The organism is Hoylesella pleuritidis (genome assembly GCF_963541955.1).
Lineage (GTDB): Bacteria > Bacteroidota > Bacteroidia > Bacteroidales > Bacteroidaceae > Prevotella > Prevotella pleuritidis.
The window spans coordinates 1-20,924 of record NZ_CAUTUT010000019.1; the positions used below are offsets into that span (position 1 = coordinate 1).

Annotated in this window: 13 protein-coding genes; all 13 read left to right on the forward strand. The window is 45.9% G+C overall.

Annotated elements, in window-relative coordinates:
- Position 1 precedes the first annotated feature (1 nt).
- The 13 genes from lpxK (at position 2) to RWY97_RS08435 (ending at position 20,869) form a co-directional block, all read left to right on the forward strand.
- The gene (gene lpxK, locus RWY97_RS08375) at positions 2–1,132 is read left to right on the forward strand and encodes a tetraacyldisaccharide 4'-kinase (RefSeq protein WP_315566621.1); all 1,131 of its coding nucleotides are present in this window, start codon (positions 2–4) and stop codon (positions 1,130–1,132) included.
- Positions 1,017–1,826: a purine-nucleoside phosphorylase gene (locus RWY97_RS08380; RefSeq protein ID WP_314077855.1), complete on the forward strand. Its 810-nt coding sequence runs from the start codon at positions 1,017–1,019 to the stop codon at positions 1,824–1,826. The genes lpxK and RWY97_RS08380 overlap by 116 nt, the downstream gene beginning before the upstream one ends.
- Before the next feature lie 145 nt (positions 1,827–1,971).
- Positions 1,972–3,039 carry a thiamine-phosphate kinase gene (gene thiL / locus RWY97_RS08385; RefSeq protein ID WP_315566623.1) on the forward strand — a complete coding sequence of 356 codons (1,068 nt, stop codon included), beginning with the start codon at positions 1,972–1,974 and terminating at the stop codon, positions 3,037–3,039.
- A 926-nt stretch (positions 3,040–3,965) separates the two neighbouring features.
- The gene (locus RWY97_RS08390) at positions 3,966–6,716 is read left to right on the forward strand and encodes a S9 family peptidase (RefSeq protein ID WP_315566625.1); all 2,751 of its coding nucleotides are present in this window, start codon (positions 3,966–3,968) and stop codon (positions 6,714–6,716) included.
- 759 nt (positions 6,717–7,475) lie between these two features.
- Positions 7,476–9,731, forward strand: coding sequence for a TonB-dependent receptor family protein (locus tag RWY97_RS08395; protein WP_315566626.1), 2,256 nt, complete (start codon positions 7,476–7,478; stop codon positions 9,729–9,731).
- 55 nt (positions 9,732–9,786) lie between these two features.
- Positions 9,787–13,161 (forward strand): SusC/RagA family TonB-linked outer membrane protein, encoded by a 3,375-nt coding sequence (locus RWY97_RS08400; RefSeq protein ID WP_315566628.1) that lies wholly within the window; start codon positions 9,787–9,789, stop codon positions 13,159–13,161.
- 11 nt (positions 13,162–13,172) lie between these two features.
- Positions 13,173–14,702, forward strand: a complete 1,530-nt coding sequence (locus RWY97_RS08405) for a RagB/SusD family nutrient uptake outer membrane protein (RefSeq protein ID WP_315566630.1) — start codon at positions 13,173–13,175, stop codon at positions 14,700–14,702.
- Between the two features lie 33 nt (positions 14,703–14,735).
- Complete coding sequence (locus RWY97_RS08410) at positions 14,736–15,707, forward strand: putative zinc-binding metallopeptidase (protein ID WP_021583382.1); 972 nt, start codon at positions 14,736–14,738, stop codon at positions 15,705–15,707.
- 5 nt (positions 15,708–15,712) lie between these two features.
- Positions 15,713–16,744, forward strand: coding sequence for a DUF4302 domain-containing protein (locus tag RWY97_RS08415; RefSeq protein ID WP_021583340.1), 1,032 nt, complete (start codon positions 15,713–15,715; stop codon positions 16,742–16,744).
- A 198-nt stretch (positions 16,745–16,942) separates the two neighbouring features.
- Positions 16,943–17,569 carry a hypothetical protein gene (locus RWY97_RS08420; protein ID WP_273176100.1) on the forward strand — a complete coding sequence of 209 codons (627 nt, stop codon included), beginning with the start codon at positions 16,943–16,945 and terminating at the stop codon, positions 17,567–17,569.
- 14 nt (positions 17,570–17,583) lie between these two features.
- The gene (locus RWY97_RS08425; protein WP_315566634.1) at positions 17,584–18,777 is read left to right on the forward strand and encodes a DUF4856 domain-containing protein; all 1,194 of its coding nucleotides are present in this window, start codon (positions 17,584–17,586) and stop codon (positions 18,775–18,777) included.
- 15 nt (positions 18,778–18,792) lie between these two features.
- Positions 18,793–19,947: a fibronectin type III domain-containing protein gene (locus tag RWY97_RS08430; protein ID WP_315566635.1), complete on the forward strand. Its 1,155-nt coding sequence runs from the start codon at positions 18,793–18,795 to the stop codon at positions 19,945–19,947.
- Between the two features lie 7 nt (positions 19,948–19,954).
- Positions 19,955–20,869, forward strand: coding sequence for a hypothetical protein (locus RWY97_RS08435; RefSeq protein ID WP_314739378.1), 915 nt, complete (start codon positions 19,955–19,957; stop codon positions 20,867–20,869).
- The last annotated feature ends 55 nt before the right edge of the window (positions 20,870–20,924 follow it).

Below are 20,924 nucleotides of genomic sequence, written 5' to 3' on the forward strand. Positions count from 1 at the left end.
GTTGAGTTGGCTTTACGGACTCGGAGTACGAGTTCGCAACCGACTCTTCGACTGGGGCCTGCTTAAGTCGCAAGCGTTTAATCTCCCCGTGATATCTGTCGGCAACATTACGGTCGGTGGTTCGGGGAAAACTCCTCACGTAGAATATCTCGTGCGATTGCTGAAAGATCTCACCAAGATTGCAGTCTTATCGCGGGGCTACAAGCGGCAGACGCGGGGCTATCTGTTGGCCGATACTGACACGACAATGCGTCAAATCGGTGACGAGCCCTACCAGATGAAGAAAAATTTTCCCGATATTTATATTGCCGTTGACAAGAAACGTACCCACGGAATACAACGACTTACAACCGATTCTGCCACCAATGACGTGGATGTTATTCTGCTTGACGACGCCTTTCAACATCGATATGTCAAACCGGGAATCAATATTCTGCTCGTGGATTACCATCGGCTGATCATCTACGATAAACTTTTACCAGCCGGAAGACTACGAGAGCCGAAAGACGGAAAGTCAAGAGCAGACTTAGTCATTATCACCAAGTGTCCCAAAGACCTCAAACCGATGGAATATCGGGTACTTGTCAAAGCGATGGATTTGTTTCCTTATCAAGAATTATTCTTTACAACGCTTGATTACGAGCCGTTGACACCGGTCTTCGGAGGCACCAAACGCACGCTCGACAGCATTATACCACAAGAGAATGTGCTGTTACTCACCGGCATTGCATCGCCCAAGCAAATGATGCTCGACCTCAAACCGCATTGCAGCAACATCATCCCGATGACTTTCAAAGACCACCATCTTTTTACCGATAAAGATGTTCAGCGTATTAACAGCACATTTGCTGCAATGCCGCTACCCAAACTTATCATTACGACTGAAAAAGATGCAGCCCGCTTAGAAACGTTGGAAGGACTGAGCGAAGAGGTTCGCAAGAGTCTCTTTGCACTTCCTATACGCATCAAATTTATGTTAGAGCAAGAGGAAAACTTCAACAACAAGATTATAAGTTATGTACGAAAGAATTCAAGAAACAGCATCCTGGTTAAAAGAAAGGATGACGACAAGCCCCGAAACAGCCATCATTCTGGGAACAGGTTTAGGACAATTAGCTTCAGAGATAACTGACTCATACGCATTCCCATATCAAGATATACCCAATTTCCCTGTTTCCACTGTCGAGGGGCACGCCGGAAAGTTGATCTTCGGCAAATTAGGCGATAAGGATATAATGGCAATGGAAGGGCGATTCCACTATTACGAGGGATACGATATGAAGCAAGTCACATTTCCCGAGCGTGTAATGTATGAGCTTGGAATCAAAACGCTTTTTGTGTCTAACGCTTCAGGCGGTATGAATCCGAACTTTAAGATCGGCGATCTGATGATCATCGACGACCACATCAACTTCTTCCCTGAACACCCTTTACGCGGAAAGAACTTCCCGACAGGACCTCGCTTCCCTGATATGCACGAAACCTACGACAAGGCTCTCATTGCGCTGGCCGATCGAATTGCCGAAGAAAAAGGAATCAGAGTTATGCACGGCATCTATATGGGTGTACAAGGGCCGACATTTGAAACGCCTGCCGAGTACAAGATGTATCACCGAATGGGGGCCGACGCTGTTGGAATGAGCACCGTTCCCGAGGTCATTGTAGCTCATCATTGCGGTATCAAGACATTCGGGATCAGTATTATCACCGATTTAGGATTAGAAGATACGCCCGTAGAAGTAAGCCACGAAGAGGTGCAAGAAGCTGCAAACCGAGCCCAGCCACTGATGACTGAGATTATGAGAGAAATGATTCGGCGCAGTTAGAAAGTGAGTTTGTGAGTTAATAAGTTTTTAAGTTTCTTTAAGTTGTTCTCTCAATCACAAAGACTTGCAAACTTATAAACTTAAAAAGAACTCATAAACTTACGAACTAAAAGACTTACCAACGCATAAACTTATAAATTCATTAATGACAGATATATCCAAACTCGGCGAATTTGGCCTCATCCATCACCTCACCGATGACATCAAAATCAAAAATAACGCAACGCGATATGGTATCGGCGACGACTGTGCCGTGCTTCATTATCCCGATAAAGAGGTGCTCGTCACAAGCGATATGCTGATGGAAGGCGTGCATTTCGATCTCACTTACATTGATCTCCGGCATTTAGGCTATAAGTCGGCAATGGTCAACATCAGCGACATCTTTGCGATGAACGGCACGCCGAGACAACTTATTGTGAATCTAGCACTTAGCAAACGTTTTACGGTTGAGGACATGGAGGCTTTTTATTCAGGACTTCGTGCAGCGTGCAACAAATGGAATATCGACATCGTGGGCGGCGATACAACCTCTTCCTACACCGGACTCGCTATCAGCATCACCTGCATCGGCGAAGCAGAAGCAGATAAAATCGTTTATCGAAATGGCGCAAAAGATACCGATCTGATTTGTGTCAGCGGCGATTTAGGCGCTGCTTATATGGGACTTCAACTATTGGAGCGAGAAAAATCGGTGTATTATCAACAGGTAAGTGAGGCCCAGAAGAAGAACGATCAGCGAGCGCTCACCGCGTTGAAAGACTTCCAGCCCGACTTCGCCGGTAAAGAATACCTCCTTCAAAGACAGTTGCAGCCCGAGGCCCGAGGCGATATCATCGAGCGATTACAAACTGCCCATATTCAGCCCACGGCTATGATGGATATTTCCGATGGCCTAAGCAGCGAACTGCTACACATCTGCAAGCAGAGTCATTGCGGTTGTCGGATATACGAAAAGAATCTCCCTATCGACTATCAGACTGCTGTAATGGCTGAAGAATTGAATTTAAACGTTACAACCTGTGCCCTAAACGGCGGCGAAGATTATGAATTACTCTTCACGGTTCCTATTGGCGACCACGAGAGAATTGCGTCGATGAAAGACGTGAAACTCATCGGTCACATCACCCAAGAAGCTTTCGGTGCACAGCTCATCACACGAGATAATAATGAGTTTGCCCTCACAGCCCAAGGGTGGAATCCCTTGCAATAACACAGTCCCTTATCCCCTATCCTTATCACATCGCCCGAATGTCGACTGTCGCGTCTCATTCGGGTGATATTTTTATTACTCAAAGATAAATATCAATTTCACAAGACCGATAGTTTGCATAAAAAAGTGTATAAAATCTGGTAGAAAAAAGTGGCATAAAAATATCAAGAGCAATAAGATTCCTCTTCATCCCTACTATTCCGTAACATTTTACACCTTATATGTAGCAAATAAGAGGTATAGGACCACTGCCCAAGAAGTATATTAGTAGTGGGACAGAATTATAGGATTTGTCAGCATTAAATATGAGAGTACTACAAAGAAAATCGCACATCACTGTACATAATCTCCCAATTATGAATAAAATCAAGAAAGGCCGTATACTGTAGACTGTTATAACATCCGCTCACATTAGTTATAAACTCCTGCCCAAAATATTCAACGTAAATAGAAGGTTTATGTAAACAGGAAACTATCTGAACACCATTTGCAATATTCCATCAGATAAACCTTCTTAGGTGTTTGTCTTATAGAATGACCACTCTTATTCGTCATCGAAAGAATTTTCACACCTATGCCTTGTGAATTCTCTGCATACAAAATAAGACCAGACAACCTGCATAGTTTCAAGGGCTATCACTAATCGGTATATTTAACGTGTACCACACATTCCATATTTGACCACGAAAGGTGCAGGCCACCTTTTGGCAACAATCATTAACAATAGCCGTATCGCCGTTTTCCATTTTCCAATCGAAAGACAGGATAAGCCCTTCATAGGTGAATTTCGTGTAAAATCAAATAGATAGTAATGATATACACAACCGTCTATAACCAATTACAAACTGTAAAATATAAACGAGGATTTGGTTAGTCGCATCTTTTTAACTATATTTGCAAGCATTAAAATAAAGGAAGATATTGCAATGAGAAACTTTCTATTATCCGTTAGTTGCCTGTTGGCCGCGTGCCAAGTACAGGCCCAAAAGAAACCTTTGGACCATTCGGTTTACGACAGTTGGCAGAGCATCACATCACCGCAGATTTCCGACCGCGGCAATGTGCTGACTTATCTCATCAGTCCGCAACAAGGCGACACAACACTCGTTATTCGTCAAAATCGAAATGGGCGTGAGATACGCATTCCACGCGGTTGCAAGGCCCGTATCTCGGCCGATGAGCGCTTTGTGATCTGTACTATCAAGCCCCTGTTTAGCGTCATCAGACAAGCCCGAATCAAGAAAACGAAAACTGAAAAAATGCCCAAAGATTCATTGGCTATCATCAATCTGACGAACGGGAAAATCAAGAAATTCAGAGACATTGAATCGTTCGGATTTGCCAAGAGAGGCGGATCAGCCGTAGCTTTCTTGTCGACCGACACGACACTGATACAAAAAAAGTTCCGTAACAATAAAGATGTAGGTAAACCCTTGCTCATTTATCATTTACAAACGGGTGTCATCGATACTGTTCGATATGTAAAGTCATACACATTCAATCGGTCAGGCGATTGGTTGACCTATACTCTTCAATCTAAGAAAAAGAAAACATTAGTGGGTGTTTATGATGTGCCTGCACGTCTACAAACAGTTGTCTCAGACACTTGCGTTTATCACTCACTCCCCAAATACAACTTCTCAGGCAACGAAATGCTGTTCCTTGCCTCACAAGATACGGCCTCCAGCGGATCGAAAAAATGTTACTTGTGGCGGCTTAAGCGTGGAGAACAGAAAGCCAAGTTGTTAATGGCCCCCACAGACGTGCGCAATATGCCTTCGGGTTGGGGACTCAGCGAGAACAGTTCGCCCTATTTCAGCCGAGATGGGAAGCGTATTTTCGCAGGCATCTCACAGTATATTGCTCCCAATGACACTAACATCGTATCTTTTGAAAGTCCTTCTATTGATATCTGGAATTATGATGCCGCCGAACTTCCGCCGATGCAAAAAGCCAACAGGAGTTCTATTGCCAGACGCACTTGTCTCGGCATTTACGACGAGATAGCACATCAGTTGGTTCCGCTGACTCATTCGCTGCTCGACAAAGTATATCTTGTACAAGAGGGAAATGCGCCGATCGCCTATTCCAAAGACATCACACGCACGATTGTTTCGACTCAATGGGACATCCAGGCGCCCGAAGATATCAGTCTCATCGATCTCCGTAACGGAGTGCGAAAGTTAGTTGCATCGCCGGCGTGCAGCCAACTTACAGCCTCACCAGGTGGCAAGTTTCTTGCATGGTTCGACCTCAAAGCCCGCAATTGGATGCTTTACAGCGTCGCGACAGGACAGACACGTAATATAACCGAAAAATTAAGAGTGAACTTTTGGGATGAACAGGCAGATACACCGAGCTTTCCCGAACCATACGGGATGGCCGGATGGACGCGCAATGACAAAGAGCTGTTGATCTATGACCGCTATGATATTTGGCGAATATCTACTAACGACGGATCTGCAATCAATCTCACAGGCGCTGAAGGTCGAAAGACTTTGCGAACATTCCGCTATCTCAACACAAAAGATTCAGATGATGACCAGAGCATAGCACCGAACGAACGCTTATTATTGAGCGTTTTCGATACCAAAACCAAAATGCACGGTTTCGCTTCAACCTCTGTTACAAGTCGTACAGCCCCTGCTGTTGCTGTACTCGATGGTTATTCCTATTCCTATCCCATCAAAGCAAGAACAGCCGAGACTTATGTTTACACTCGCGGTAACTTCCAAAAACCGATGGATGTGTATCTTACCGATAACCGATGGCATACGCAAAAACAACTGAGCCATATCAATCCCCAACAGAAGAACTACAATTGGGGTACCGTAGAGCAGATTCATTGGACAGCGTATGACGGTACGCCGCAAGAAGGGATGTTGTATAAGCCCGAAGATTTCGATGCAAAGAAAAAATACCCCGTATTGATTTACTTCTACGAACGCAATTCGGATAATCTTTATAATTATATAACGCCGCAACCGAGTTGGTCGATCATTAACATCACTTTCTATGTGAGCCGTGGCTATCTCGTATTCGTTCCCGATATCACCTACAAGACCGGAATCCCCGGCGAGTGTGCCTTCAACAGTATTTGCAGCGGAGCTGAGGCTTTGGCAGCCAATAGCTGGGTAGACAAGGATAATATGGCGATACAAGGACAGAGTTGGGGCGGCTATCAGGTAGCCTATCTGGTCACCCGCACTCGTATGTTCAAAGCAGCCGGGGCAGGTGCGCCCGTGGCTAATATGACCAGTGCTTACGGTGGTATCAGATGGCAAACAGGAATGAGCCGGCAATTCCAATACGAGCAGACACAGAGTCGCATCGGTCGAAATTTATGGGATTCTCCCGAGACTTATATTGCTAACTCGCCCCTTTTCAAACTTCCGAATGTTACAACACCCGTTCTTATTATGCACAACGATGCCGACGGAGCTGTGCCCTGGTATCAAGGCATCGAAATGTTTATGGGTCTCCGACGTTTGGGCAAGCCCGCGTGGCTGTTAGAATATAATGACGAGGCTCACAATCTGCGGCAACGCCGCAACCGAAAAGATTTAAGTATCCGTCTGCAACAGTTCTTCGATTACTATCTGAAAGGTGCTCCCGAGCCGTCGTGGATGAAGAATCAGCTTTCGATTCTGCGTAAAGGACAAGAATTCGGATATTAATTCTTTACGCGAATTTAGGATAAACTTGTATTCTGCAAGTGAGGAAGGAGGTATAAAAGACAGACTCAGACGGTACCAGAGAAAAAGTGTTATATATGCAATGTCGTAGGACAGAATTAAAAATATGACGTCATATTCAAACAAATATGACGTCATATTTGCTCGGATATGACGTCATATTTTTTTCGAACACATAAAGATTGAACCAGAAACCTTATAATGAGTTCTCCCTACAAACGGTACTTTTTACCTTAACTTATGGGGTAAGATGAACAATATGTTGCATAAGGAAATGCTTATCCCGAACTCGCATAATTCTTTGCTTATAGAATTCTAAACATCCAACTACTTAAGGGATTAGAAAACGGCGAAAACAACGTGTCTAAATAGTTGGAAACACAAAAATCAGTAAAACAACATTTCCGGAGTCTCGAATTGTTCGAAAATGATAAAAACAACATAAAATCTGGATAAAATTATATGGAGCGAATTATATACACTAATTTGCCGGTAAAATTTTAATTATACCGAAGAACACATCAGTAATTTTACTAAATTCGACGCAAAATAAACGGTTTACTATAAATACCAAGAAATAGGTATTGTAGGATTAAATAACTTCCACTAACTTTGCAAAAAATTTCACAACCAATTAAGAATCGACTTATCTGCTTGGCGGCGAACAATATTAAAATGCCATAGTTGAGTCTCAGGATTCTCAACAATAAAAAGAAGCACCATAAGTCTGACAATTTTGTTATGCATTATACAAGAAGAATGCTGCCCCTGCTTCTGTCACTAACACCATTAGGCATATATGCCCAGACGCAACAAGGCACACAAACAGAGACTAAAAATGCTATGACCGATTCGGTGCACAGGATAACGGAGGTGGTAGTGCGTTCCAATCAGATGCTGGGTAGCAAGTTTGAGGCCCGTAACCGTACGGGATCGGCTTATTATATCTCTCCTGAGGAAATTGGGAAGTTCGGTTATACCGACATCAACCGTATGCTCAAGAGCGTGCCGGGAGTGAATGTGTACGAAGAAGACGGCTTCGGATTGCGCCCGAATATCAGTCTGCGCGGTACGAAAGCCGAGCGAAGCGAACGTATCTCACTGATGGAAGACGGCGTGTTGGCCGCTCCGGCGCCTTATGCTGCTCCGGCAGCCTATTATTTCCCCAATGCCGGGCGTATGTATGCCATCGAGGTGTTGAAGGGAAGCAGTCAGGTGCAATATGGCCCATTTACCACCGGTGGTGCTATTAATATGGTATCAACGCCCATCCCCTCGAAATTCAGTGCCAAGCTGAACACCTCTTACGGCAGCTACAACACGCTCAAATCGTATGCAAGCATAGGCAATCGCTTTAAATATACAGGCTTCTTGGTGGAATATCTGCGTTATCAATCAAACGGTTTCCGCAAAGATGAGCCGAACGAGCGCACGGGATTCAAACGCAACGACCTAATAGCCAAGTTTGCGGCACAGACCAACAAGGATGAAGGACTCAATCATTTGTTTGAACTGAAGTTCGGGTTTGCCAACGAAACATCTGACGAAACCTATCTGGGACTGTCGGAAAGCGATTTCGCCACACGGCCTTACTTTCGCTATGCCGGTGCGCAGAAAGACAATCTCAAAACTCGTCATACACAATGGGTGGCGACCTATCTGATAAAATCGGGTAACAAATTAAAGATAACCACAAACTTATATTACAACTATTTCTTCCGCAATTGGTATAAACTGAACGAAGTGAAGGCCGGTATCACCAAGGCCGAGCGTCGCTCTATCGACGCAGTGCTTGCCGATCCGGAAACCAATCGAGACTATTTCGACATCGTCACGGGCAAGAAAGACTACATCGGCGAGGCACTGATGCTGCGCGCCAACCATCGTGTGTACCGCTCGCGAGGTATACAGTCGAAGGGCGAATACCGTACGATGTTGGGCGGCGGCTATTTCACTGCGGAGCTGGGCGTGCGCTATCACGCCGACAGTGAAGACCGCTTTCAGCAAGACGATGCCTATTCGATACAGGGCGGGCGTATGAGTCTTTTCCTGGCAGGATTGCCAGGCAGCAATGCTAACCGCATTACCACAGCTCATGCTTGGTCAGGCTATTGGCTGGGAAAATGGTCGAAAGGCATTTTCACAGTCACAGCCGGTATGCGCTATGAAGATGTAGAATTGCTGAAGCGCGACTATACTAAGGTCGATCCTCGTCGAACAGGCAAGGTGCGCATCGAAACGCCCAACCACGCACGTGCTCTGCTGCCGGGATTGGGATTCAACGTAAAGGTGCTACCTATTCTTTCGGTTTTCGGCGGTATTCACAAGGGTTTCGCACCGCCCAGCGCCACGCTCAACCAAAAGGCTGAAAGCAGTGTGAATGTGGAAGCCGGACTGCGCCTGACGACACAAAAGATGAAATTCGAAGCTATCGCCTTTAACAATGACTATTCTAATATGCTGGGGAGCGACCTGGCCGCACAGGGCGGACAAGGCACGCTCGATCAGTTCAACGTAGGCAAAGCCACGGTAAACGGCTTGGAACTGATGTTTCATTATCTACCATTACCCAAGCACTTTGCTCTCCAACTACCCATTCAACTTTCCTACACATACACCAATACTGAGATGAAGAACGATTTCGAAAGTTCAGCTTGGGGCCATGTGGTCTATGGAGACGAAATACCTTATATATATAAACACGCTTTCAATGCCCAGATAGGCATTGAGCACAAATGGGTGGAAGCAAACTTCGGAGCACGCTATAACGGTAATATGCGCACCGCGCCAGGACATGGAAAGATTGCCGAACGTGAAAAGATTCCTGCCCATCTGATTTTGGATGCTTCGCTAAAAGGACACATCAACAAAAATATCACTATCACCCTGAATGCCATCAATTTAACCAATAAAAAATATTTGGTATCACGCCATCCTTCCGGACTGAGAGCCGGCCATCCTTTTGGCATCTACGGTGGCATACAATTGCATCTGTAACGCAAAGGCAGACTATATTCGATAAAGCAAGTAGAATCATCTATTATAAAAAAGAATGTATAGACTTACAAACATAAAGAAGATACTGACAACCATTTTGTTGCTGTTCGCAGTTCTCGCAGTGGCGGCGCAAACAGCCGAAACCGTTACGGGAACAGTAAGAAACGAGCAGGGCGAAACGCTCATCGGAGCATACGTGCAGGTGTTGGAAACTAAGGAAAAGGCCGTGACCGACGTAAACGGACACTTCACCATCAAGGCTATGCTGGGCCAGACATTACAGGCAAGTTACATCGGTATGCTCACGCAACGGGTGAAAGTGGGTAGCCGGCCATTGAATATCGTGCTGAAAGACGATAGTCGGCAAGTAGACGAAGTCGTGGTGACAGGCTATCAGAATATCCGTAACCGGGTATATACCGGTGCTGCCACATCGGTGAAGATGGACGACATCAAACTCGAAGGCATCGCCGACGTATCGCGAATGCTCGAAGGCCGCGTACCCGGTCTGTCGATACAGAACATATCGGGCACGTTCGGCTCGGCTCCCCGCATTAATATCCGAGGTGGCGCCTCTATCATCGGCAATGTGCAACCATTGTGGGTCATCGATGGTGCGGTATATGAAGACCTTGTACACCTCAGTCTCGACCAACTGGCATCAGGTGATGCCGTGACACTCATCAGCTCGGCTGTATCGGGACTTAACCCGGCCGACATACAGGACATACAGGTATTGAAAGACGCTTCGGCCACATCGGTATACGGTGCCCGAGCCTTAAACGGCGTGATCGTGATCACCACCAAGTCGGGCAGGAGAGAATCCCCCTTGCGGGTAACTTACTCCACAGAGAATACCGTACGTCTGAAACCTCGCTATAGCGACTTCGACCTACTTAATTCACAGGAAACAATGTCGCTCTATCAAGAGATGTACGATAAGGGATATTTCGGTATCACCAACTCGTTGTACGGAAGACGCAGTGGAATATATTACCAATTATATAGAGGTGTGAGCACCATCAATCCAGCAACAGGCACCTATTATCTGCCCAATACTCCCGAAGCAAGGATGGATTTCCTGCGCAAACGCGAATATGCTAACACCGACTGGTTTGATCTTCTCTTTACGATGAAGCCCATTACCAATCACATGATAACGCTCTCTGGAGGTGGAAAAAACACAGCTACCTATGCATCGATAGGCTTTTACAATGATGCAGGATGGACTATCGCCGATAAAGTGCGTCGATTTACGGCTAATGTGAAGAATACTTTCTATATCAACGATAAGTTCACGACTACGCTCACGGCACAGGGTAACATCCGTTCGCAGAAAGCACCGGGCACGATGCCGCAGCGCAAAAATAATACGCTTGGAGTATTTGAGCGCGATTTCGACATCAATCCTTTCTCGTATGCCCTCGGAACAAGCCGTACCCTGCGCCCCTACAATGAAGACGGAAGCCTGGAATACTACCGCAACAACTGGGCGCCATTTAATATCTTCAACGAATATGCCAATAACAAGATGAGCATAGACGTGCTGGATTTCAAGATACAAGCTGAAGCCACTTACAGGTTGAACAATGATATCGCGATCAAAACCCTGCTGTCTACACGCCAGGCATATACTAGTACGACTCACGAAGTACACGAAGGTTCGAACATCGTGCAGGCTTTCAGGGCCAATGAAAATCCGTTCGTTGCCCAGCAGAACATTTATCTGGTGCACGACAAAGACAATCCGCAGCTTCAACCCAAGGTGGGACTGACCCACGGAGGCATACTCAACAAGACGGAAGCCTCGCTGAAAAGCGTCTTAGCCCGCATCGCTCTTGATTTTGATAAGCGTATGGGGCAGCACGATTTAAAGGCTTTTGCTTTTACCGAGATACGTTCGGCCGTGCGCACGGTTAATCCCTTCCAAGGCTATGGCATTCAATATGATAGAGGAAATCAAGTCTACACCAATCCGTTGATATTCAATAAACTGATCAACGAGGGCAGCAATTATTTCAATCTGCACAAAAGAAACGACCGAGGCGTTACCTTCTCGTTTAATGGAACCTACGGTTATGCAGGCAAATATGTCTTCAATATGGTGTTCAATTGTGAAGGATCCAATACTTCGGGAAAAGGAGCGCGTGCACTGTGGTTACCTACCTGGAATGTGGGAGCCAAATGGAACATTGACCGGGAAGCCTTTATGAAAGACAATAAAACGATTTCACGATTGGCTTTGCGTGCCAGTTACGGTCTTACTGCCAAAATGAACGAAGAGGCCATCAATGCCAATTCCATTTATAAAAGCGGCATTGTGAATCGTCGTAACTTCAACGATCGGGAGAACAAACTTAACATTCTGCATCTGGAAAACAGAGACCTGACGTGGGAAAAAATGTATGAACTGAATATCGGTGTAGAGTTGGGACTGTTCAACAACCACATCAGCACGACATTAGACGTGTATCAGCGTAACACCTTTGATCTGATAGACCTGGTTCGTACCTCTGGTGTGGGTGGTCAATACTATAAATATGCCAATTTCGGCGATATGCGTACGCGAGGCATAGAACTGGGTGTACACACCAAAAACATTGTAACGGATGGCTTCAGTTGGAGCACCAGTCTCACGTTGAGTGCAATGAACCAGAAGATTACGCGCCTATTGAATACCCCCAATGCCTTTGATATGGTAGCAGGAAGAGGTCGTGGAAACATCGTTGGCTATCCGAGAGGTTCGCTCTTCTCGTTTAATTTCCAGGGACTGAACAACAACGGACTACCTACATTCGACTTCGGACTTTATCCATCCAACCAAGGAGAATACTCGAACATTGCCGGAGCCGACTTCCTCGACACTCAGTATGCCAAGTCATATCTGCTGTATCACGGGCCGATAGAGCCGCAAGTGATAGGCGGTTTGTCCAATACACTTAAATATAAGAATTGGGAACTGTCGTTCTTCATAACAATGCAGGCAGGCAATAAGATTCGTCTGAACCCTACATTCGACCCCGAATTCGGCGACTTGAACGTATTCTCTAAGTCTTATTACAATCGTTGGCTCAATCCGGGCGATGAATTTAAGACCGATGTTCCCGTACTCCCATCTCAGGAATTGATTGCAAAAGTAGGTAAAGAGAATATCGAGCGGGCCTATAACACGTATAATTACTCGCAGAAGATGGTAGCAGATGGAAGTTTTGTGCGGATGAAAAATATCTCTTTGGGGTATAACGTGCCTGACAAATTCTTGAAAAAGGTGAAGCTGCACACAATGAACCTGCGCCTGAACGTGACCAATCCGTTCCTTATCTATTCAGACAAGAAGCTCAAAGGACAAGATCCTGAGTATTACAAGTCGGGTGGTGTTTCGCTTCCTACGCCTAAACAGTATACTGTAACATTGAACATCGGTTTCTAATAAGAAGAAATATGAAAAGAAATATATCATTGTTGCTATTCGCAACAGCAGCCTGGCTATTTATCGGCTGTAACGATTTCCTTGATAAAAGTCCCGATTCGGAACTGGATGTCGATATCAACTCCGAGGAAAAGATTGCAGAACTGCTTACAGGAGCTTATCCCGAGGCAAGCTATATCCCCTTTCTGGAGCCTCGTACCGACAATGTAGAAGAGCGTGTCAATGGTGTGCATTCGCGGCTGAACGAGTCTATGTTCTTTTGGGAAGACTACGATCAGGAAGATCTCGATACGCCTTTGAACTATTGGAATACTTGTTACAAGGGCATTGCGCAGGCCAATAAGGCTTTAGAACTGTTGAGCCGCTATCCCAAGAGTGAGCGTGTAAAGGCCTTGTATGGAGAAGCATTCCTGCTGAGAGCCTACCTGCATTTTATGTTAGTCAATATCTGGTCGGAACCTTACGGAGGTAAATCGACCAATCCGGGAATTCCCTATATTACGAAACCCGAGAAGAATGCTCTGGTGGACTATCAACGAGGTACGGTGAATGAGGTCTATGCCAAAATCGAAAAGGATCTGAAGCTGGGTATTTCCTTAGTTTCAGACACCTATTACAAGCATCCCAAGTTTCATTTCAATAAGAAAGCAGCCTATGCTTTTGCTTCTCGTTTCTACCTGATGAAGGGAGAATGGAAAGAAGTCATTGCATATGCGGACTATGTTCTCGGCGGCGATCCCAAAACACAGCTTCGCCCGTGGCGACAATATGCCAATGAATTGGAGTTCAATCACCAGAGTCTCTATCGCAAATACGCTGCTGCGGGCGAGCCTGCTAACCTGCTGCTGACTACCACGGAGTCACGTCTGGCACGTACAACACCCAGCGAAAAGTATGGTTCTACATTCAATACGGTAGACAAGATCTTTGCTCAAAAGGGCATAGAAGGCGGTGGCGATTATGCAAAGATGAATTTCATCGGCACCTATATCTTCACTTCGTCAGCTGCTCCTGTCACTACCGGCCGCTACTTAGCTAAATTCGACGAGTTGTCCAATTCAGAGAGCACCGGCACAAAGCCTCGAGGACTTTATGTAACAAACGTACTCTTCACCGTAGACGAAGTTCTCTTAAACCGTATGGAAGCCTATGCTATGCTGAAAAATTACAGCCACGCCATCGACGATTTTCTGCAATATATGCAAGGAAAGTTCGGTTTTATGCCCTCAGTAGACCGCGCTGTGTATACATCAACAAATAGTAACAACTACAATATCTATACCCCTTTCTACGGGCTGACACTGAAACAGTTAGCTATGGTGAAACTCTTCCTCGATTTTCGACAGAAAGAGTTCTATCAGGAAGGCCTGCGTTGGTTTGATATACGGCGTTTCCATTTGGCCGTAAAACGTTCGTCGAAGAGTTCCTACTACTTCCCGCTGGAAAAAGAAGACCTTAGAAAAGTGTTGCAAATACCAACTGAAGCCATCCAAAGAGGTCTTACTGCCAATCCGCGCGAACGTCAGGAACCGCTCCGATAAATTCATCAACACCCAAACAGATAAAGTAAGATAATGAAAATAAAGATAAGAAAGACAGCTCTTCTCCTCTTCGCGGTACTCTGTCTCACAGGATGCAGCGAAGAAAAGCTGAACGACAGAAGCGTAATCGATGACAGCAAGCAGCAGATAGAGACCACACAGCTGGATAATTGGATACTCGACAACATCACTAAACCCTACGGCATTGAGGTGGTTTATCGCTGGGAAAAGAATGCCGGCTCTACGGGCACATTCATCCATCCACCCAAATTAAAGAATATACGTGCGATACTCGAGGCCGTGAGAGAATTAGGCTTAGAGACCTATCGACTGAAAGAAGTGGGAGGTACAGACTTCTTGCTCGGCCGTCTGCCCATCAAGCTATATCTTTATGGCGGTGGAAATCCCGATGAAAACGGGGTAGAGCGGCTCCATAATCCACAGCTCACGGCAGCAGAGATGTGTTTATATAATGTGAACGGTTTCAACCCAGGCGATGCCGACAAGATGTTCGTGCTTATGCGTAGTGTACACCATCAACTGGCCAAACGCCTTATGCAGCTCATCGCTTACGACCGCGATAAATTTTTCACCATTAGCGGGCACCGCTACACAGGTTCTACCGAGTCAATAGCTGCCCCGTTGGGCAATGCTCATACCGGGAAAGAGAAGTTCGGGCTGGATGCTTATGCCAATAAACGGGGCTTCTATACGATGCTCTCATTCCTTTCAGCTGAAGATGACTTTGCTGAAATCATCAGTGCTACGCTCACCAGTACACCCAAAGAAGTATACGACGCAACTGTCACGGCAAAGACGCCCGACACGGATGTCGACCCAGAAGTCAATGCACGTTATGCTAAAGAGGCTGAACAGGCTTATAAGGAGTTTACGGAAAAACAAGCTTTCGTAAATGAATATGTACAGAAAAACTGGCATATCAATCTCAAACAAATGCAAGTGATCAGCGTTCGTAGAATCAATGCCTATGTAAAACAACACTAAGAAAAATGAATAACAGATATATGAAATACTGTCTTATACTGACAGCCTTATTATTGGCAGCCTGCTCTTCCAACGACGATGTATTCGACAAATCTCCTTCACAGCGCAGCAGCGAGAGTATTGCCACCTTGAAAGACGAACTTGTGAATGCGCCTTATGGCTGGCGGGTACTCTATTTCCCAAAGACCGACTCGCTGTTGTTTTCTAATCCGTCGGAACTTATCTCCCAACACGGATTCAGAGGACGTTACGGCTATGGCGGCGACTGTTTCACGATGAAGTTTGCGGCTGACAATACCGTAGAGATGCGGGCCGATTTCACTGACCGAACGGCAGCCGAAGCCGAAAAGAGTGAATATCTTATTGGCCGAAACAGCTTCACCCAACTGAGTTTTTCCACATATAACTATATACACAGACTCGTGAACGACCGGTTTGCTGGAGCTTCCGATTTCCTCTATATGGGCAAGAATGAAGACGGCGACTTAGTGTTTCGCACTGCTACTTACCTGCAGCCAGCACGTGAATACATTGTGTTCACCAAGCTGAAAAGCGCAGAAGAGACAACAGGTTTCGTGCAGAAAGCTTACGACAACCGTACGTTCTTTGAACAGATGATCAATCCGCAGCTCCGCATACATAGGGGCGGACGTACCTATTTCCGTAGCGACATCTACATCAAGCGCAATGTAGAAACCAATCAGGCCCTACTCAAGGAAATCAAGGAAAAGAAATACTATCTTTTTCTTTTCACTCAAAAGAAGAATCCTATCCCGGGCTACCCTGCCAAAGAGATGACCGGCTTAGGATCCGGATATGCCGGGACAGAACACGGCATAACGTTTAGGGCCGGTCTGCGCTACGACCGCAAGACTATGTTTTTCGACTTTCAACGCGAGGGCAATCGATTTGTGGCTGAACTCGTGTCAGTCTACGATCCGTTACTGCGCACTACTCGCTTAGTGAGCAAGCACCTACATCCTGAAGGAGAATTCACAGGACTAAAAGCAGAAATATGGGACGAACCCACAGAATGATAAATAAACATGGGTTCGGGATAAGAAAGATGTATAGATAAGTAGACGAGTGAATGAAAGGCTATATCTGCAAAATATATCATCAATCCTTCGGACGAGCAGAAAACTGGAAAAAATCCGGCAACTTTCTTCTACCAAACCCACGTTTAAATTAAGAACATAAAGAAAATACGTCATAGAAACAAGAAATAACAGACAATGAAGACAAATTTGACAAAATATGCTTTGATAGGCTTGACCCTGCTTATGCTAGGTTGTTCGAGAAGCAGTGAAGATTATGCCGACGAAAACTACGAGAAGCTGTTCCCGTTTCACGGTATCGAAAAGCCAAAAGTCTCCTATGAAGATCAAATCGTGCAATTGGGTGACCCCGATGCACCTATTTCAGACTATGTATATCCGGGAGTAGATATTACCGAGAATGTAAGGAAATACAAGGTGACGCTTACCTGCTCATTCAACGAAGTGAATATCCTGGGTAAACTTGTGGGTGAAGACGATATCTCTTCCCGCTACACGGTTCGCTATATCACTCCCGACAAACAGTTACGCATCGTATCGAGCAACAAACGCGACGAGACGGCACACGTGTTTCTGACCAACGGGAAAGAGCAAACCATCACATTTACAGCCAAATCGGGCTATCCGATGTATCTCTGTGTCAACGGAGTGGGACCGCGCGGTTCGTCTATAAAAGCCACTATCTCTGCCATATCCGAAGACGGGTTCACCATTGTGAAGCCGCTGAGTGTGAACGAACATCAGAACGAAGAGGGGCTTGACAAAATCAAAGCTCCATTCTGCGGCTATATTATTCTTCCCTAATATAAATTAGAAATATGAAAAAGAATATTGCAATTTACATAATGTTGCTCCTGATCCCATTGACATTCCTTTCGTGTGATCAATGGGAGGGCGAGACTGTGGAGTCTGCTTACCGTGAACCGCAGATTCCTGACCCGACCTACCAGTTCAAACGCAATGGCAGCAGCAGTGTAGACTATTTGGAATGCAGCCTCCTGCGCGATCCGCTCGACTATATTTACAGCAGTTATCTCAAAATCGCTTCGATTATGTATCAGGCTAATATGGAAAAGGTACAGGACTATTTCAGCAATGGAGAGTTTGGATTGAAGCCCAGGGAAGAGATGGCTGCATCTCCTCTGCACAAGGCCGATAGGACACGTATACTGAAAGATGTGGAAGACATCTTCACAACAACGGGTGTGTTGAGTGGACTGTCGCAGCCGAGTCCTGGAACTTATCGCAATCGCAAGGCAAAACCCGGTCAAGGTGGATATGTGGGCACGAATATCGGCGATGTCAACATTGCTTTTGCTAATGAGAAAGGCGTGATAGTGGCAGAATTATTCAACGGTATCGTCTGGGGAGGGATCTACTTGGACAAGATTCTCAACGTACACCTCAATGACAGTCTCTACAATGATACCCGACTGCGCCGTGAACACGAAAGCACGACATTGCTCCCGGGCCGGAACTACACGGAACTCGAACACCATTGGGACCTGGCCTATGGCTATTACCAATATTGGCTGCCTTTTATCCAGACAAGCGGTCTGTCTGTGTTGCGTGAAAGCCGCATCAAGATATACAATGCTTTCGCGCTCGGTCGTCTGGCTCTTACTGAGTTTCGCTACGACGAAGTGCAGACGCAGTTGCAGCTCATTAGGGCCGAACTATCGAAAGTGGCTGCCGTACGGACTATGAGTCTGCTAATCGGCGAGATAACCCTTGCTAATTTAGATGAAGACATCAACAATGCTCTGGTGTTTCTTTCCAAAGGTTGTGGCGCCGTTTACGGCTTGCAATTTACTTTGCAGGCCTCAGGAGTCCCCCATCTTTCCTATGAGGAAGTGACACGCTATATTACACAGCTCACGACCGGCAACGGACTATGGGACAAACAGCGTCTGCTTGGTTCGGAATCTACCGAAGGTTCTCTTAGAAATGTGGCAGCAGCCATCGGCAAGCGCTATGGGCTAACACTCAACGATATCAAACGTTCCAACTAACAAACATCACACAGAATGACACATAGAATCTATTTCATTTTATTATTATTGTCGCTCCCGTTTACGGCAAAAGCACAATTGGGGAAAGAACTGATCCTCAACGGAGGATTCGAGGACTACGCCAAAGCAACGCCTCCACCGTCAGGAGGCGACGAAGAGGAAGAAAAAGGGCCTGACTATTTCGATCCCTATCAGAAACCCCGTTATTGGTATTTCAACTCGTCGTTGGCCTATTCCAGAACAAAGGATGCACACAGCGGTGTATTTGCCGTAAAAGTATATCCCAACGGCGGCTCGTTCTTCTCGCGTGACAAAGAATTTAATCCTTACCACATCGTAATCGATGCAGGCGGGGAATACAGTCTTACCTATTGGTATAAAGGTAAAGCCAAGAATCCCAACATCACGGTAACGGTAGACTGGTACAAGGGTACAACATCCATAAAGAAAGAGACGCGCGATAAAGAAAAAGTAAAGAAATTTACGGATCAGTGGCAAAAGAAGACATTCACATTCAAGGCTCCTGCTGGAGTAGACAGAGCAGGAGTGGGCCTCTATATCGAAAACGATTACGAATCGGCAGAAGCCGGCGGCTACATTCTCATCGACGACATCTCATTCGTGCAGATCAAAGAGGGGAAGCCATCAGTAACGCTCGAAGCGCCTTCTAATGTTGTGGCCAGACCACAGCAGCGCGAAATGGAGCTGTCATGGAATGCTATTGCCGAAAAAAATGTCAGCTATCAAATCATAATGAATGGCGAAAAACTGGCCACCACAAAGGAGACTTCTTACATCGCCGAACGACTTGAACCAGGCAAGTCCTATCAGTTCAGCATACGCTCTGTCAAGGGTTCGGAGGTCTCAGCACCTTCTGATCCGGTCACACAACAGACCCAACGGATGAATATGGGCATCAACGAGGAAGGACGCATTCCCTATCTATACACCGTGCGTGAGGTTGGAACCTGTCCGCGTACACTGCGGCTGTTCTATCACGACTTAGCCGATCCCGCCGCCAAAATCATATACCGGGTAGACGGCACACCCATCACGCCTGTCAACGGCAGCATTACCTTTACGAGCAAGGGGCAGCATATCCTGCAAATCGAAATCACAGAGACGCCCGAACGTAAATGGGATATAGAATACAAACTGAATGTGGATTAGAAAAACGATGAAACAAATACTTTTTTATATGCTGTTATTAGGTTGCAGCATCGCATTTGTTGCCTGCGACAACGACAACAAACAAGAAATGAAGGATATACGTTTGGGAGCCGATGATATCAACGAGGTGTCGCTCAACAAACTGTCCACCCGAACCATCATTCTCAGTGGAGGAACCGGAAAATATACGGCCAATGTGGCCGACTCGAAAATTGCAGGCGTCAACATCAGCAAAGACACCCTGCGTATCAACGGAATATGGGAGGGCCGCACTTATGCCACCATCATTTCAGGCGATTTCAAAAAGCGTGTAGAAATCAATGTGGTGGTTCCCGAACTCAGTATCAGCCAGTCGGAAATAAGACTTTACCCCCGTGATGAGAGTAAATTCGTGAGTTTAAACGGTGGGGGAGATATCGTCGACTTAAAGATAGAAGACCCCGATAAGGTAATGAATGCGAAATGGAATGCCAAGACCAGCATCTTGGAAATCCAAGCCTACTATGAAGGTGAAGCAAAGATACGGATCATCTCGCAGGACAAGAAAGAGAAAACCTTGAAAGTTGTAGTGCGCTGCGAAGGTACGGCCGGTCGAGTGGGTATCTACGGCACTACCTCGCACAGCCTTTACGAGCAGATGAACACGGTGATGGCCGTGCGACGCCCCGGTGTGGGAGTATGGCTCTGTAACGGTGCACGCCCCTATTTCTCCAAAAAAGTATTGAAGATAACGCCCGCTGTGGTCAATCCCGTAGCCGGAACCCACATCGACGTTTCGTTCTCGATGCTCTATCCCGCAGAGTTTGCCAACAGCGGATTGAAAGAAGGACCGCACAAACTATATGTAGAAGAAGTAAGAGAAAAAGACGTTGTGCTTCGTGGCCGAGGTTTTAAGTTTGTCATACCTTACGAAAAGAAATAATTCACGGCTCTATTCACTCCAGAAACAGAACCAAATTTTATGAATCATAAATAAA

Coding starts and splice junctions, on each gene's coding strand:
- RWY97_RS08380 (WP_314077855.1), top strand. CDS start 1,017: ATGTACGAAAGAATTCAAGAAACAGCATCCTGGTTAAAAGAAAGGATG.
- thiL (WP_315566623.1), top strand. CDS start 1,972: ATGACAGATATATCCAAACTCGGCGAATTTGGCCTCATCCATCACCTC.
- RWY97_RS08390 (WP_315566625.1), top strand. CDS start 3,966: ATGAGAAACTTTCTATTATCCGTTAGTTGCCTGTTGGCCGCGTGCCAA.
- RWY97_RS08395 (WP_315566626.1), top strand. CDS start 7,476: ATGCATTATACAAGAAGAATGCTGCCCCTGCTTCTGTCACTAACACCA.
- RWY97_RS08400 (WP_315566628.1), top strand. CDS start 9,787: ATGTATAGACTTACAAACATAAAGAAGATACTGACAACCATTTTGTTG.
- RWY97_RS08405 (WP_315566630.1), top strand. CDS start 13,173: ATGAAAAGAAATATATCATTGTTGCTATTCGCAACAGCAGCCTGGCTA.
- RWY97_RS08410 (WP_021583382.1), top strand. CDS start 14,736: ATGAAAATAAAGATAAGAAAGACAGCTCTTCTCCTCTTCGCGGTACTC.
- RWY97_RS08415 (WP_021583340.1), top strand. CDS start 15,713: ATGAATAACAGATATATGAAATACTGTCTTATACTGACAGCCTTATTA.
- RWY97_RS08420 (WP_273176100.1), top strand. CDS start 16,943: ATGAAGACAAATTTGACAAAATATGCTTTGATAGGCTTGACCCTGCTT.
- RWY97_RS08425 (WP_315566634.1), top strand. CDS start 17,584: ATGAAAAAGAATATTGCAATTTACATAATGTTGCTCCTGATCCCATTG.
- RWY97_RS08430 (WP_315566635.1), top strand. CDS start 18,793: ATGACACATAGAATCTATTTCATTTTATTATTATTGTCGCTCCCGTTT.
- RWY97_RS08435 (WP_314739378.1), top strand. CDS start 19,955: ATGAAACAAATACTTTTTTATATGCTGTTATTAGGTTGCAGCATCGCA.